The organism is Klebsiella sp. M5al (genome assembly GCF_002090195.1).
Taxonomy (GTDB): domain Bacteria; phylum Pseudomonadota; class Gammaproteobacteria; order Enterobacterales; family Enterobacteriaceae; genus Klebsiella; species Klebsiella grimontii.
Window position 1 is genome coordinate 1759007 of record NZ_CP020657.1, and the last position, 14655, is coordinate 1773661.

The window sequence follows — 14655 nt, forward strand, 5'->3', positions numbered from 1 at the left end:
TTCACTTATCCTTCAGGGCATCCAGCGACATATTCAGCTGCAGTATATTTACCACAGGTTGGCCGAGAAAGCTGAGCAACGGTTTTTGCGTTGCCTCGTTGACCAGCTGCGTGACCTGCTCCACGCTCAGCTGCCGGGCTTTGGCGACGCGCGGCGCCTGCCACAGGGCGGCGGCCGGGGTCAGGCTGTAATCCAGTCCGCTCGCCGAAGCGGTGACCAGCTCCACCGGAACCCTGGACGTGGCGTCCGGGTTGGCGACGCGCAGGGTCTGCACTCGTTCGCTGATGGCTTTATCCAGCGCCGGATTGCTGGCGGCGAGGTTGCTGCCGCCGGATGCCAGCGGATTATCCGGCATCTCCGCCGTGGCGGATGGGCGACCCTGGAAATAGCCCGGCGCGGTAAAGTTCTGCCCGATAAGGCTGGAACCGCGCACTTCGCCGTCAATCCTCAGCAGCGAGCCGTTGGCCTGCTGCGGGAACCACCACTGTCCTAGCGCGGTGGTTAATAGCGGATAGACGCCGCCGGTGAGCAGCGTTAACAGAATAAACAGCACAACAGCAGGACGAATCAATGACATGGTTTTTTCCTCACATCAGCCCGGTCAGGGTCAGTAACAGGTCGATCGCTTTGATACCGATAAACGGCACCAGCAGTCCGCCCAGGCCATAGACCCACAGGTTGCGGCGCAGCATCGCCGAGGCCGTCAGCGGCTTATAGCTCACCCCCTTCAGCGCCAGCGGGATCAGGAAGATGATAATCAGCGCATTAAAAATCACCGCGCTCAGGATCGCCGAAGAGGGCGAGTGCAGATGCATCACGTTAAGCATCGCCAGCGGCGGATAGACCGCGGCAAAGGCGGCCGGAATGATGGCAAAGTACTTCGCCACGTCATTGGCGATACTGAAGGTGGTTAATGAACCGCGGGTCATCAGCATCTGTTTACCGATGTGCACGACCTCGATCAGTTTGGTGGGGTTGGAGTCGAGGTCCACCATGTTACCCGCCTCTTTCGCCGCCTGGGTACCGGAGTTCATCGCCACCGCGACGTCGGCCTGCGCCAGCGCCGGGGCGTCGTTGGTACCGTCGCCGGTCATCGCCACCAGCCGTCCTTCCGACTGATACTGGCGGATTAACGCCAGCTTGGCTTCCGGCGTCGCTTCGGCGAGAAAGTCGTCCACGCCCGCTTCCGCGGCGATAGCGGCGGCGGTCAGGCGGTTATCGCCGGTGATCATCACCGTTTTAATCCCCATTTTACGCAGCTGGGCAAAACGCTCTTTGATGCCGCCTTTGACGATATCTTTCAGCGAAATAATCCCCAGCACCCGCTCGCCTTCGGCGACCACCAGCGGCGTGGCGCCAAGACGCGCCACGTCTTCAACCTGTTTATCGACATCGGCCGGGAAGTGGCCGCCGTTAGCCTCAACGTGGCGGCGAATGGCATCCACGGAACCTTTACGGATCATCCGCTGGTCGATGTTAATCCCGCTCATCCGGGTCTGGGCGGTAAATGGCACGAAGGTGGCGTGCAGCGATTGCAGATCGCGCTCGCGCAGATTAAAGCGCTGCTTTGCCAGCACCACGATGCTGCGGCCTTCCGGCGTTTCGTCGGCCAGCGAAGAGAGCTGGGCGGCATCGGCAAGGGTTTTCTCTTCCACGCCCTGCGCGGGCAGGAACGCTGAAGCCTGGCGGTTGCCGAGGGTAATGGTGCCGGTTTTATCCAGCAGTAGAACGTCGACATCGCCCGCCGCTTCAACCGCGCGTCCGCTGGTGGCAATCACGTTCGCGCCGAGCATGCGGCTCATCCCGGCGACGCCGATAGCCGACAGCAGGCCGCCGATAGTGGTGGGGATCAGGCACACCAGCAGCGCCACCAGCACCGTCACGCTGACCGCGTTACCGCTCCAGGCGGAGAAGGGCCAGATGGTGGCGGTGGCCAGCAGGAACACCAGGGTCAGGGCGATAAGCAGGATCGTCAGGGCGATTTCGTTCGGCGTCTTGCGCCGCTGGGCGCCTTCAACCATAGCGATCATCCGGTCGAGGAAGGTTTCGCCGGGATTGACGCTGCAGCGGATCACCAGCCAGTCGGAGAGGATACGCGTCCCGCCGGTCACCGAGGCGAAGTCGCCGCCGGATTCGCGGATAACCGGCGCGGATTCACCGGTAATGGCGCTTTCATCCACGGACGCGCCGCCTTCGATAACCTCGCCGTCGCAGGGGATAATATCTCCCGCTTCGACCAGCACCACGTCGCCTTTACGCAGATCTTCAGCGGGTACGTGGTCAATTTGCGCATCGTGCTGCGGCGCGCGCAGCTTACGGGCAAAGGCGGTCTTTTTGACCCCCTTCAAGCTGTTGGCCTGCGCTTTACTGCGGCCTTCGGCCATCGCTTCGGCGAAATTGGCGAACAGGACGGTGAACCACAGCCAGAGACTAATGGCGGCGGTAAAACCGGCGCTGCCGGCGATATGCCCGCTGGCCATGGCGATAGCGAGCAGGGTGGTCAGCAGGCTGCCGATCCAGACGATAAACATCACTGGGTTACGCCACTGTACGGCAGGGCTCAGTTTTTTCACGGCGTCCAGCAGCGCCTGGCGCACCAGCGTCGGCTCCAGCAGGGCTAATGATTTGCGACTCATAACAGGTTGCTCCGCAATCGCTTAAAGTAAGGAAAAGTGTTCCGCCAGCGGGCCGAGCGCCAGCGCGGGAATAAAGGTCAGGGCGCCCACCAGCAGTACGGTGCCGATCAGCAGGCCGATAAACAGCGCGTCGTGGGTGGCGAGCGTGCCGCTGCCGGCGGGCTGAATTTTCTTGGTCACCAGCGAACCGGCAATGGCCATCACCGGGATAATCACCGCGAAGCGGCCAACCAGCATGCAGAACGCCAGCAGCAGGTTCCAGAACGGCGTCGCCGCGCTCAGGCCGCCAAAGGCGCTGCCGTTGTTGTTGGCCGCGGAGGTGACGGCGTACAGCACTTCGCTGAAGCCGTGCGGTCCGGGGTTGAACATGCCCGCGCGCCCGGCCTCGGTCATCATTGCCAGCGCCGTACCGAGCAGCACCAGCGTTGGGGTCACGAGGATCGCCAGCGCGATCATTTTCATTTCGCGCACGTCGATCTTTTTGCCGAGGTATTCCGGTGTGCGGCCAATCATCAGCCCGGCGATGAAGACCGCCAGCATGACGAACAGCAGCATGCCGTACAGGCCAGAGCCCACGCCGCCGAAGACCACTTCGCCTATCTGCATCAGCCACATCGGCACCATCCCGCCCAGCGCGGTAAAGGAGTCATGCATGGCGTTGACCGCGCCGCATGACGCGGCGGTGGTGACCACGGCGAACAGGCTGCTGGCGAGAATGCCGAACCGGCTCTCTTTGCCTTCCATATTCAGGCTACTATCGGCGCCAAGGCTCAGCAGATGCGGGTTGCCGCGGGTCTCCGCCCACATCACTACCGCCACGCAGACGATGAAGATCAGCGTCATCGCCCACAGAATCGCGCGTCCCTGACGGCGGTCGCCCACCACCTCGCCGAAGGCGAAGCACAGCGCCGCCGGGATGAGAAAGATAGCCAGCATCTGCACCAGGTTGGTCAGCGCGGTGGGGTTTTCAAACGGATGCGCCGAGTTGGCGTTAAAGAAGCCGCCGCCGTTGGTCCCCAGCATTTTTATCGCTTCCTGCGAGGCCACCGGCCCCATCGGCAGCATCTGGCGTACCCCTTCAAGCGAGGTAAATCCCTGATTGGGGGAAAAGCTCTGCGGTACGCCCTGCTGAATAAAGAACAGCGCGATGAGCAGCGAAATCGGCAGCAGCAGCCAGAGGGTGATGCGGGTCAGGTCGACCCAGGCGTTGCCCAGGGTGCTGACTTTCTGTCGGGCATAGGCGCGGGTGAGGGCAAAGATCACCGCGATGCCGGTGGCGGCGGAGAGGAAGTTTTGCACCGCCAGCCCGGCCATCTGGCTAAGACTACTCATGGTGGTTTCACCGGCATAGGCCTGCCAGTTGGTGTTGCTGACAAAGCTCACCGCCGTATTCAGCGCCAGGTCCCACGACAGGCCGGGCAGATGCTGCGGGTTGAGCGGCAGCGAGCCCTGGAACGTCAGCAGCGCGAACAGCGCCGCCAGTCCCAGCGCGTTAAACAGCAGGATAGCGAATAAATATTGATACCAGTTCATCTCCTGCGAACGAATGCCCGCCGCCCGCCATAAACCGCGTTCGATACCGGCCAGGCCCGGTAGCGGGGCATCATTGATCATGGTCGCCAGCGCCGCGCCCAGCGGACGCGCCAGGATCATCAGTAGCAGAATAAAGCTCGCAATGAGCAAAAATCCTTGAGCGGCCATCAGAATGCCTCCGCGTGTATCAGGGCATAAACCAGATAAACCAGCAACAGGAACACCAGCGCTACGCCAGCGATTACGCCTGCAGTCACAATCCACCTCCGGGTGTATTTTCGATTTACGAGGAGAATAGGCAGTCGGGCGCAAAGATTTCGCAAAAATCAGCGACGGGGGTGTAAAAAAAATATAAAAATCACCAAGCCCACAATTTAACTAATGATTAGTATTAATTTAACTTTTTTGTAACTAAGTTACCGGATGAATGTAAATAAAAGCTAAATAGGCGCTTTTTAGTGGTCGGATGAGTAGTAAAATTACAGCCAAAGCGGTACTATTTTAAGCAGAGAAACATTGTAACTTTTCCGGCCTTGCTTGCCGGCCTGACAAAGGGGAGAGAAATTATGGCGTTGTACAAAACTTATCCTGCTCATATCATCTTTGCGCGTCGCGCTTTCGCCGTGACGGCTGGCGTGCTGGCGCTGCCGGTAATGCTGTTCTGGAAAGACCGCGCGCGTTTCTACAGCTGGCTGCACCGCGTGTGGGCAAAAACCAGCGAACAGCCGGTATGGATGGCGCAGGCGGAAAAGGCCTCCGCAGATTTTTATTAACCTTTGCAGATGGCCGAACGGCTAAGCCTGCTGAAGCGCAGGCGCTGCGCCTAAGAATTTTGTTATCAATCACGCCGCCGGTTTATCCGGCGGTTTTTTTTTGCCTGGAGTGGCTTACACTTATTAACTTCCCGCAGGCTAAGCCCGGGGGATAGCTGTTTTAGACGTCGTATGTATCCATTTTAATGATGAAAGGAATGTTATGGCCACCCATCTGGTCTGGTTTCGCGCGGATTTGCGCATGCACGATAATCTGGCGCTTGCTGCCGCCTGCCGCGATCCCCATGCCGAGGTGCTGGGGTTATTTATCGCCACGCCAGGGCAATGGCGCCAGCACGGGATGGCGGCGCGTCAGGCTGCATTTATCGTTAGCCATCTTCACAGCCTGCAAGCGGCGCTGGCGGAAAAGGGGATCCCGCTGCACGTTGAACAGGCGGAAGATTTTGCCGCCAGCGTAAAACGGCTCGCCAGCTTCTGCGGGCAGCAGCAGGTCACACATCTGTTTTACAACTATCAGTACGAAATTAACGAACGCCAGCGCGATGCCGCGGTGGAAAATACCCTGGCCGGAGTGACTTGTCAGGGTTTTGATGACAGCGTCCTGCTGCCGCCGGGCAGCGTGCTGACCGGCAATCGCGAAATGTATAAGGTGTTTACGCCGTTTAAAAATGCCTTTCTTCGCCGTTTACAGGAAGCGCTGCCCGAGTGCGTCGCCGCGCCGAAAGTCCGCGCGAGTGGCCCCATCGCTGCCGCCTCTAATGTGGAAATAGACTATCCGCAGACGCCCTTTGATAGCGAGCTGTTCGCCGCGGATGAAAAAAGCGCTATCGCCCGGCTCCGCGGTTTCTGCCAGCAAAAAGCCGCCGATTATGAACAGCAGCGCGATCTTCCCGCCGTCGAAGGAACCAGCCGGCTGTCGCCGTGCCTGGCGGTGGGCGCGCTCTCGCCGCGCCAGTGCCTGCACCGTTTGCTGGTTGAGCAGCCGCGGGCGCTGGATGGCGAAGCCGGGGCGGTATGGCTCAACGAGCTTATCTGGCGCGAGTTTTACCGTCATCTGATGGTTTACTACCCAAACTTGTGTAAAGGTCGCCCTTTTATCGGCTGGACCGATAACGTGGCGTGGCTGGATGATAAATCCGCGCTTCAGGCCTGGCAGCGCGGGCAAACCGGTTTCCCGATTGTCGATGCCGCCATGCGTCAGCTTAATACCACTGGGTGGATGCATAACCGCCTGCGGATGATTGTCGCCAGCTTCCTGGTGAAAGACCTGCGAATCGACTGGCGGCTGGGCGAGCGCTACTTTATCGAACAGCTTATTGATGGCGATCTGGCGGCGAATAACGGCGGCTGGCAGTGGGCGGCCTCCACGGGTACCGATGCCGCGCCCTATTTTCGTATTTTTAACCCGACGACCCAGGGAGAACGCTTCGATAAAGCGGGGCGGTTTATTCGTCACTGGCTGCCGGAGCTGGCCGGAGTGCCAGAGAAAGCAGTGCATCAACCGTGGCTGTGGGCGGAAAAGCAGGGCGTAAAGCTGGATTATCCGCGCCCGATTGTTGACCACAAGCAGGCGCGGCTGGAGACGCTGGCGGCCTGGGAAGCCGCCAGAGAACTTAAGACTCCATCGCCAGGCGACGAGCCCTGATCTTAACGGAGTGATACAGCCAGATCGCCAGCACCAGGCCGACGCAGGCCAGCGCGCCCCAGGTTATCTGGCTGAACACCTCAATGTAGGCGTTAATCGAGTAGTTGATGGCCCCGGCGGCGTCGAACGACCCCTGCGAGGTCTGGTCGGCAATCACCCCCGCCAGATAGTTGGCGATTGCGCCGGAGAGCAGCATATAAATGCCGGTCAGCACGCCGGTCACGCCGGGGATCTGAATGCGGGTGATTTGCGACATCGCAACCGGGTCGATAAACAGCTCGGCAAAGCCCATCACCGCCAGACCCAATACCATTAGCGGCATCGAGGAGTGGCCATAGGCGGCTGACCAGCGGGCGCTGAGGGTCAGGATGCAGAACCCGGCGCTCATCAGGCCGAGGCCCAACGCAAACTTGCCCCAGATGCGCACGGTACGGTTGCCGTTGATATTCTCTTTCACCAGCCACGCCAGCACCACTCCGCAGAGCATCACCGCAAAGGCGTTGACCGACTGGAACATCGCGGTCGGTATTTCATAGCCCATAAAATGGCGGTTAACGAAACGGTCGATATACAGGCTGATGGAACTGCCGCCCTGCTGCGCAAAGGCCCAGAACAGCAGGCTGAAGCAGGTGAGCACCATAATCAGCCGCAGATCTTTACGCTGCCCGGCGGTCTCCGCGCGCAGGTAGATCCGCGTCAGTACCGCCAGGCCGATAACCGTCGCCACAATCAGCGCATAGACCGACCACTCCTGCCAAAACAGCACGGTGATTAGCAGCGGAGCGGCGATCAGCAGCACCAGCAGCCAGCCCCAGTTTGGTAAAACAAAGCTCCGCGCCCGCAGCGCTTCGCGATTGACGCCCCGGGTATGGCGGAAATGGCGGTTGCCGCTGAGGAAAATGACCAGCCCGGCGATCATGCCTACCGCCGCCAGCGCAAAGCCCATCGCCCAGCTGTACTCCTCCTGCACGTAGCCGCAGGCGATTGGCGCAATGATAGACCCGACGTTGCCCGCCGCGTACATCAGCGAAAAACCGCCGTCGCGGCGCGGGTCGGTGGGTTCATACAGTTCGCCGAGCAGGCAGCTGACGTTGGATTTAAACAGCCCGTAGCCGCAGACAATAATCGCCAGCGACAGATAGAGGAAGGTGGGGGCGATTTCGCTGGCGCCGAGCACCAGATGGCCGATGGCCATCAACAGCGCGCCGAGCATCACCGCCATGCGGTTGCCCAGCAGCTTATCGGCCAGGAAGCCGCCGAGAATCGGCGTGACGTAAACTAAAGAACAGTAGGCGCTGAACAGCGCATAAGCGTGATTATCGTCATACTTGAGCTGATTGGTGAGATAAAGAATCAGCAGCGCGCGCATGCCGTAAAAGCTGAAGTATTCCCAGATTTGCAGCGCGACGACGTAATAAATCGCCCGCGGCTGTGAGGATTGTGTGTTCATGTAATGCTTCGTCCTGCCATAAAAAAGAAAGTCGATCTTTCTGCATGAATAGCTATTAACTAGCGATATTCATGGCGTTATAGGCTTTCTGGTTATTTAATATGCTGTAATAGTGCATAAATATACACGAATGCGCGCAGGAGGGAGTAGACAAATTGCGGGATTTCGCGAAAAGTCAAAATGGACGGCGAAGCGGCAGAACTATCGACTGACCGGGCGGATACCGTTATGTTATCCCTCTGCATAGAATGATGACCTGGTGGAGCGGCAATGAAAAATAGTGAACTGGAACAACTGATTAATGAAAAGCTGAATAGCGCGGCCATCAGTGATTACGCCCCCAGTGGGCTTCAGGTGGAAGGGCGCGAGACGATACAAAAAATCGTCACCGGCGTAACCGCCAGCCAGGCGCTGCTGGATGAAGCCGTGCGCCTGGAGGCCGATGCGGTGATCGTCCATCACGGCTACTTCTGGAAAGGTGAATCGCCGGTGATTCGCGGCATGAAGCGCAACCGCCTCAAAACGCTGTTGGCTAACGACATTAACCTCTACGGCTGGCACCTGCCGCTTGATGCCCACCCGGAACTGGGCAATAACGCCCAGCTGGCGTCGCTGCTCGGCATCAACGTGATGGGCGAAATCGAGCCGCTGGTGCCGTGGGGCGAACTGTCGATGGCGGTATCGGGTCTGGAACTGGCTTCGTGGATTGAAGCGCGGCTGGGACGCAAACCGCTGTGGTGCGGCGACACCGGGCCGGACAAAGTCGCTCGCGTGGCGTGGTGCACCGGCGGCGGCCAGAGCTTTATCGACAGCGCCGCCCGCTTTGGCGTCGACGCGTTTATTACCGGTGAGGTTTCAGAGCAAACCATCCACTCGGCGCGCGAGCAGGGGCTGCATTTTTACGCCGCCGGGCACCATGCCACCGAGCGCGGCGGAATTCGCGCGTTAAGCGAATGGCTAACGGAAAATACCGAACTGGACGTCACGTTTATTGATATCCCCAACCCGGCTTGATGAACGGAGGCAAAAGTGCAGCGAGCGCGTTGTTATTTGTTAGGTGAAACGGCAGTGGTACTGGAGCTTGAGCCGCCGGTAACCCTGGAAAGCCAGAAGCGGATCTGGCGGTTAGCCCAGCGGCTGGTTGGCCATACCGAGGTGGTGGAAGCCATCCCGGGTATGAACAACATTACCGTGATATTGCGTAATCCGCAGCAGACGGCGTGGGATGCGATTGAGCGCCTGCAGCTCTGGTGGGAGGAGTGCGATACGCTCGAACCGGAATCGCGGCAGGTGTCGGTTCCGGTGGTTTACGGCGGCGAATACGGACCGGATCTGGGGGAAATTGCCCGCCACAGCGGCCTGAGCGAGAAGCAGGTGGTTGAGCTGCATTCGTCGGTGGAGTACGTGGTGTGGTTCCTCGGCTTTCAGCCGGGTTTCCCGTATTTCGGCGGCCTGCCAGAAAAGCTGGCGATGCCGCGACGGGCGGAGCCGCGCCTGCTGGTGCCCGCCGGGTCCGTCGGTATTGGCGGCGCGCAAACCGGGATCTATCCGCTGGCGACGCCGGGGGGGTGGCAGCTGCTGGGGCGTACGCCGCTGGCGCTATTTGATCCGAAGCGCAAGGAACCGGTGCTGCTGCGTTCCGGCGACAGAGTGCGTTTCGTGCCGCAAAAGGAGGGCGTATGTTAAAAATTATCCGCGCCGGAATGTATACCTCGGTGCAGGACGGCGGGCGTGAAGGGCTGCGTCAGCTGGGCATCAGCCGCTGCGGCGCGATGGATAAGCCGGCGCTGGTCACCGCCAATCTGCTGGTGGGTAACGGCGCCAACGCCGCGGCGCTGGAGATAACCCTGGGCCAGGTGGATATTCAGTTTGAGCGTAGCGGCTGGTTTGCGCTGACCGGCGCCGCCTGCGAGGCGAAGCTCGATGGCGAGCCGGTATGGGTGGGCTGGCGAACGGCGGTCAAGGCCGGGCAGCATCTGGTGCTCAAGAATCCCCAGCACGGCGTGCGCAGCTATCTGGCGGTGGCGGGGGGAATTGCGGTGCCGAAGGTGCTGGGTTCGCGCAGCACTGACCTGAAAGTGGGAATTGGCGGCCTTGAAGGGCGACGCTTGCAGGACGGCGACCGGCTGAAGCTGGGGAAATCGGATAAGCAGTTCCGCGGACCGCGCGGCGTGAAGCAGCTGCCCATCGGCAACCGCATCCGCGCGCTGCCCGGGCCGGAGTACCAGGAGTTCGATAGCGTGTCGCAGGACGCCTTCTGGCGTTCGCCGTGGCGGCTTAGCCCGCAGAGCAATCGCATGGGCTACCGCCTGCAGGGGCAACCGCTGAAGCGAATGACCGATCGCGAGATGCTGTCCCACGGCCTGCTGCCTGGGGTGGTGCAGGTTCCGCATAACGGCCAGCCCATCGTACTGATGAACGACGCGCAGACCACCGGCGGCTATCCGCGGATTGCGACCATTATCGAAGCCGACATGTACCAGCTGGCGCAGATCCCGCTGGGACAACCGATCCACTTTGTTCCCTGCTCCCTGGAGGAAGCGCTGAAAGCGCGCGCCGACAGGCAACGTTACTTTGAACAACTGGCATGGAGACTTAACGATGAAGATTGATTTAAACGCCGATCTCGGCGAAGGCTGCGCCAACGATAGCGCGCTGCTGCAGCTGGTCTCTTCCGCCAATATCGCCTGCGGTTTCCATGCGGGCGATGCGCTAATGATGCTGCAGTGCGTCCGCGAAGCGCTGAAATATGGCGTCGCGGTGGGCGCGCATCCCAGCTTTCCCGACCGGGAAAATTTTGGCCGTACGGCGATGCAGCTGCCGCCGGAAACGGTTTATGCGCAAACGCTGTATCAGGTTGGCGCGCTGGCGGCGCTGGTGCGCGCTCAGGGCGGCGAGCTGCGGCACGTCAAGCCGCACGGTATGCTCTATAACCAGGCGGCAAAAGATCCGCAGCTAGCTGACGCTATCGCCAAAGCGGTATATGACGTTGACGCGGGTCTGGTGCTGGTGGGCCTGGCGGGCAGCGAGCTGATTCGCGCCGGGCAGCGTTATCAGCTGACCACTCGCCAGGAGGTCTTCGCCGACCGCGGCTATCTGGCGGACGGCAGCCTGGTGCCGCGTACCCAGCCCGGCGCGCTGATCGAAAGCGAAGAACAGTCGCTGGCGCAAACCCTGGAAATGGTGCAGCACAGCCGGGTGCGCAGTATCACTGGCGAATGGGCGCACGTGGTGGCGGAAACCGTCTGCCTGCACGGTGACGGCGAGCACGCGCTGGATTTTGCGCGCCGCTTGCGCGCGGCGTTTGCCGGGCGCAATATACAGGTCAGTGCGGAAGTGCAAGAATAAAAACAATAAAATCAATTTCTTAAAATTAGACAACAACTCACAACAACATACAGGATGTTACTATGGGAGAGTCATTATCTCTCTGGCCACTGATCGGCATTGCGGCGATCGTGGTCGGATTTGTTCTGCGTTTTAACCCGGTGCTGGTGGTTATTGTGTCCGGGATCATCACCGGTCTGACGGCGCATATGCCGATCGCGACCATTCTGGAAAAGCTGGGTGAAGGGTTTCTCAATACCCGCAACCTGCCGTTTATTCTGCTGCTGCCGCTGGCGGTGATTGGCCTGCTGGAGCGGCACGGGCTGAAAGAGCGCGCGCAGATGTGGATCGCGAAGATCCGCAGCGCCACCGCCGGTCGTCTGCTTATCGTCTATCTGTTCGTGCGTGAAGTGACCGCGGCGATGGGCCTCACCAGCCTGGGCGGACATCCGCAGATGGTGCGCCCGCTGCTGGCGCCGATGGCGGAAGGGGCGGCGGAGAAAAACTTTGGCGCCTTGCCTGGCGAGGTCCGCTATCGCCTGCGCGCGATGTCGGCGGCGACCGATAACGTCGGCCTGTTCTTCGGGGAAGATATTTTCGTCGCCTTCGGCGCGATTATCTTTATGCATAACTTTATGCTGGAGTCGGGCGGCATTCAGACCGAGCCGCTGCACATCGCCCTGTGGGGGATCCCCACGGCGGTCTGCGCTTTCCTGATCCACTCCGCCCGCCTGTGGCGCCTCGACCGCCATCTCCAGCGCGAGCTGGACAAGGTTAACGCCGGCCAGGCGAAAGGCGGTGCCGTATGAATTTTCAGCAAACCTGGCTTTACTGGCTGGCGGGCGTCGTTCTGCTGGTGGTAGCGGTGATGTCATGGCGCGATAAGGCCAACCCGCGCAGGCTGACAACCGGCCTGTTCTGGGGGCTGTACGGCCTGGTGTTTCTGTTTGGCGACTGGACCTATGAGCTGGTCGGCGACAAGCGCACCGTCAATATCGGCGTTGGCGTGGTGGTGGTGGTACTGGCGCTGATCGCCGGTTTTGGCGGCGTGCGCCTCGGTCGCTATCATCAGCGCTCGCAGGAAGAACGTACCGCCAGCGCAGCGCGTCTTGGCAACCGGCTGTTTTTCCCGGCGCTGGCGATACCGGTGGTGACGGTGATCGGCGTGCTGCTGTTTAATAATCTCCCCTCGCTACAGGTCGCTATCTTTGGGCCGGGCAATCACGCCACGCTGATCACGCTGTTTTCAATGACCGCAGGTACGCTGCTCGGCCTGGTGATGGCTATCCGCATGACCCATGAAACGGCGGCGCAGCCGTTGCAGGAAGCTCGTCGCCTGCTGGATTCCGTGGGCTGGGCGTTTATTTTGCCGCAGATCCTCGCGGTGCTCGGGCTGCTGTTTACCGCAGCGGGCGTCGGCAATAGCATCTCCTGGCTGACGCAGCACTATCTGGCGGTAGACAGCCGGTTTATCGCCGTGGCCGTCTATACCTTGGGTATGGCGCTGCTGACGATGGTGATGGGCAACGCTTTCGCCGCGTTTCCCATCGTGACGGCGGGCGTCGGGATCCCGATTCTGGTGCTGCAGCACGGCGGTAACCCGGCGGTGATGGCGGCAATTGGCATGTTCTCCGGCTACTGCGGGACCCTGATGACCCCAATGGCGGCGAACTTCAATATCGTCCCGGCCGCGCTGCTGGAGCTGCCGGATAAAAACGCGGTGATCAAAGCCCAGGTGCCGACCGGCGTTATGCTGCTTATCGTGAACGTATTTTTGCTCTATTTCCTGATGTTCCTGTAAGGAGGGATCATGGCTGGCGTACTGATTACCGGTTTTGAACCGTTTGGCGGCGAAGCGGTTAACCCTTCGTGGGAAGTGGTAAAGCGGCTGGACGGCGCTATCATCGCCGGGCAGCCGGTGGTGGCGCGGCAGCTGCCGTGCGTCTTTGGCGACGCCCTGACGGCGCTGAACGCCGCGCTGGATGAGCTGAAACCTGTCTTAACGCTGGCGATTGGCCAGGCGGGCGGTCGCGTCGACATCACCGTTGAACGGGTGGCGATCAACGTCGATGATGCGCGGATCCCGGACAATAAAGGCCTGCAGCCGATCGACGTGCCGATCGTAGCCGGAGGCCCGGCGGCGTACTTCAGCACGCTGCCGATCAAAGCGATCGTGACCGCCCTGCGGAGCAAAGGCATTCCGGCGTCGGTGTCGCAGACGGCGGGGACGTTTGTCTGTAATCACGTGATGTATGGCCTGCTGCATAGCCTGCGTCATCGCAGCGGCGCGAAGGGCGGGTTTATCCATATACCGTATTTGCCGGAGCAGGCCGCGGCTCACCCCGGCGAAGCGAGTATGGCGGTAGACACGGTGCGTGCGGCGCTGGAAACGGCTATCGCCGTTGCCCTGCAGCAGGACGGGGACGTGAAAGTCGGCGGCGGCGCAACGCATTAACACAAGGATAAGATTATGCCGGAAGGTCCGGAAATTCGCCGCGCGGCGGATAGCCTGGAAGCGGCGATTAAAGGCGAACCCCTGACCGGGGCGTGGTTCGCCTTCCCGCAGTTACAACAATACCAATCTCAGCTGGTCGGCCAGCGAGTGACGCACATTGAAACTCGCGGCAAGGCGCTGCTGACCCACTTCTCCGGCGGGCTAACGCTGTATAGCCACAATCAGCTGTACGGCGTCTGGCGAGTGGTGGACGCGGGGGAGCAGCCTGAAACGACGCGCGTTCTGCGCGTCCGGCTGCAGACCGCGCGCAGGGCGATTTTGCTCTACAGCGCCTCCGATATTGAAATGCTGACGCCCGAGCAGCTCGCCCGCCATCCATTTTTGCTGCGGGTCGGGCCGGATGTGCTCGATATGCGCCTTAGCGTTGAACAGGTTAAAGCGCGGCTGCTGTCGGCGAAATTTCGCAACCGCCAGTTCTCCGGTCTGCTGCTGGATCAGGCGTTTCTTGCCGGATTAGGCAACTATCTGCGCGTGGAGATCCTCTGGCAGGTGGGGCTGACCGGGCGGCATAAAGCCTCAGAACTGGATGAAAAACAGCTCGATGCGCTGGCGCATGCGCTGCTGGAGATCCCGCGATTGTCCTACAACACCCGCGGTCTGGCCGATGAGAATAAGCACCACGGCGCGCTGTTTCGCTTTAAGGTTTTTCATCGCGAAGGGGAGGCCTGCGAGCGCTGCGGCGGGATTATCGAGAGGACCATGCTGTCGTCGCGGCCGTTTTACTGGTGCCCGGGATGCCAGCAATAAAAAAACGCGCCAGAAGGCGCGTTTTTTGT

15 protein-coding genes are annotated in these 14655 nt (G+C 60.5%); 10 read left to right on the forward strand and 5 right to left on the reverse strand.

Annotation, left to right across the window (positions count from 1 at the left end; translation table 11 throughout):
- Position 1: 1 nt before the first annotated feature.
- From kdpC to kdpF, 4 genes are read right to left on the reverse strand one after another with little or no spacing between them, the layout of a single operon-like run.
- The gene (gene kdpC / locus BWI76_RS08310) at positions 2-577 is read right to left on the reverse strand and encodes a potassium-transporting ATPase subunit KdpC (protein WP_004132632.1); all 576 of its coding nucleotides are present in this window, start codon (positions 575-577) and stop codon (positions 2-4) included.
- Between the two features lie 10 nt (positions 578-587).
- On the reverse strand, positions 588-2636 hold the full coding sequence (gene kdpB / locus BWI76_RS08315; protein ID WP_024358790.1) for a potassium-transporting ATPase subunit KdpB: 2049 nt from the start codon (positions 2634-2636) through the stop codon (positions 588-590).
- A 21-nt stretch (positions 2637-2657) separates the two neighbouring features.
- Complete coding sequence (gene kdpA / locus BWI76_RS08320; protein ID WP_024358789.1) at positions 2658-4337, reverse strand: potassium-transporting ATPase subunit KdpA; 1680 nt, start codon at positions 4335-4337, stop codon at positions 2658-2660.
- Positions 4337-4426, reverse strand: coding sequence for a K(+)-transporting ATPase subunit F (gene kdpF, locus BWI76_RS08325; protein ID WP_049250631.1), 90 nt, complete (start codon positions 4424-4426; stop codon positions 4337-4339). The genes kdpA and kdpF overlap by 1 nt, the downstream gene beginning before the upstream one ends.
- Before the next feature lie 306 nt (positions 4427-4732).
- On the opposite strand from kdpF, the gene BWI76_RS08330 reads away from it, so the two are divergent.
- The gene (locus BWI76_RS08330; RefSeq protein ID WP_162626030.1) at positions 4733-4942 is read left to right on the forward strand and encodes a YbfA family protein; all 210 of its coding nucleotides are present in this window, start codon (positions 4733-4735) and stop codon (positions 4940-4942) included.
- Positions 4943-5144: 202 nt separating this feature from the next.
- Complete coding sequence (phrB, locus tag BWI76_RS08335; RefSeq protein ID WP_049088757.1) at positions 5145-6587, forward strand: deoxyribodipyrimidine photo-lyase; 1443 nt, start codon at positions 5145-5147, stop codon at positions 6585-6587.
- Here the strand turns inward: phrB and dtpD are convergent.
- On the reverse strand, positions 6556-8037 hold the full coding sequence (gene dtpD, locus BWI76_RS08340) for a dipeptide permease DtpD (RefSeq protein ID WP_004132624.1): 1482 nt from the start codon (positions 8035-8037) through the stop codon (positions 6556-6558). The genes phrB and dtpD overlap by 32 nt on opposite strands.
- A 270-nt stretch (positions 8038-8307) precedes the next feature.
- Between dtpD and BWI76_RS08345 the strand changes: the two genes are divergently transcribed.
- The 8 genes from BWI76_RS08345 to nei all read left to right on the forward strand — a co-directional run bounded on the left by BWI76_RS08345 (position 8308) and on the right by nei (position 14626).
- Complete coding sequence (locus tag BWI76_RS08345; RefSeq protein ID WP_064371444.1) at positions 8308-9051, forward strand: type 2 GTP cyclohydrolase I; 744 nt, start codon at positions 8308-8310, stop codon at positions 9049-9051.
- Between the two features lie 15 nt (positions 9052-9066).
- On the forward strand, positions 9067-9723 hold the full coding sequence (gene pxpB / locus BWI76_RS08350) for a 5-oxoprolinase subunit PxpB (RefSeq protein ID WP_004132173.1): 657 nt from the start codon (positions 9067-9069) through the stop codon (positions 9721-9723).
- Positions 9717-10649 carry a 5-oxoprolinase subunit PxpC gene (gene pxpC / locus BWI76_RS08355; protein WP_024358786.1) on the forward strand — a complete coding sequence of 311 codons (933 nt, stop codon included), beginning with the start codon at positions 9717-9719 and terminating at the stop codon, positions 10647-10649. The genes pxpB and pxpC overlap by 7 nt, the downstream gene beginning before the upstream one ends.
- A complete protein-coding gene (gene pxpA, locus BWI76_RS08360) occupies positions 10639-11385 on the forward strand; it encodes a 5-oxoprolinase subunit PxpA (protein ID WP_004132170.1) in 747 nt (248 codons plus the stop codon). The genes pxpC and pxpA overlap by 11 nt, the downstream gene beginning before the upstream one ends.
- A gap of 62 nt (positions 11386-11447) precedes the next feature.
- The gene (locus BWI76_RS08365; protein ID WP_024358785.1) at positions 11448-12173 is read left to right on the forward strand and encodes a DUF969 domain-containing protein; all 726 of its coding nucleotides are present in this window, start codon (positions 11448-11450) and stop codon (positions 12171-12173) included.
- Positions 12170-13165 (forward strand): DUF979 domain-containing protein, encoded by a 996-nt coding sequence (locus tag BWI76_RS08370; RefSeq protein WP_049086579.1) that lies wholly within the window; start codon positions 12170-12172, stop codon positions 13163-13165. The genes BWI76_RS08365 and BWI76_RS08370 overlap by 4 nt, the downstream gene beginning before the upstream one ends.
- Positions 13166-13174: 9 nt before the next feature.
- Complete coding sequence (gene pcp, locus BWI76_RS08375) at positions 13175-13819, forward strand: pyroglutamyl-peptidase I (RefSeq protein ID WP_024358784.1); 645 nt, start codon at positions 13175-13177, stop codon at positions 13817-13819.
- A 15-nt stretch (positions 13820-13834) separates the two neighbouring features.
- Positions 13835-14626, forward strand: coding sequence for an endonuclease VIII (gene nei / locus BWI76_RS08380; RefSeq protein ID WP_004133438.1), 792 nt, complete (start codon positions 13835-13837; stop codon positions 14624-14626).
- Positions 14627-14655: the final 29 nt, after the last annotated feature.

Bases quoted from the DNA above. Each gene is read 5' to 3' on its own strand.
- kdpC (WP_004132632.1), bottom strand. From the start codon at position 577: ATGTCATTGATTCGTCCTGCTGTTGTGCTGTTTATTCTGTTAACGCTG.
- BWI76_RS08370 (WP_049086579.1), top strand. From the start codon at position 12,170: ATGAATTTTCAGCAAACCTGGCTTTACTGGCTGGCGGGCGTCGTTCTG.
- pxpA (WP_004132170.1), top strand. From the start codon at position 10,639: ATGAAGATTGATTTAAACGCCGATCTCGGCGAAGGCTGCGCCAACGAT.
- phrB (WP_049088757.1), top strand. From the start codon at position 5,145: ATGGCCACCCATCTGGTCTGGTTTCGCGCGGATTTGCGCATGCACGAT.
- nei (WP_004133438.1), top strand. From the start codon at position 13,835: ATGCCGGAAGGTCCGGAAATTCGCCGCGCGGCGGATAGCCTGGAAGCG.
- kdpB (WP_024358790.1), bottom strand. From the start codon at position 2,636: ATGAGTCGCAAATCATTAGCCCTGCTGGAGCCGACGCTGGTGCGCCAG.
- BWI76_RS08365 (WP_024358785.1), top strand. From the start codon at position 11,448: ATGGGAGAGTCATTATCTCTCTGGCCACTGATCGGCATTGCGGCGATC.
- pxpC (WP_024358786.1), top strand. From the start codon at position 9,717: ATGTTAAAAATTATCCGCGCCGGAATGTATACCTCGGTGCAGGACGGC.
- pcp (WP_024358784.1), top strand. From the start codon at position 13,175: ATGGCTGGCGTACTGATTACCGGTTTTGAACCGTTTGGCGGCGAAGCG.
- BWI76_RS08345 (WP_064371444.1), top strand. From the start codon at position 8,308: ATGAAAAATAGTGAACTGGAACAACTGATTAATGAAAAGCTGAATAGC.
- kdpA (WP_024358789.1), bottom strand. From the start codon at position 4,337: ATGGCCGCTCAAGGATTTTTGCTCATTGCGAGCTTTATTCTGCTACTG.
- dtpD (WP_004132624.1), bottom strand. From the start codon at position 8,037: ATGAACACACAATCCTCACAGCCGCGGGCGATTTATTACGTCGTCGCG.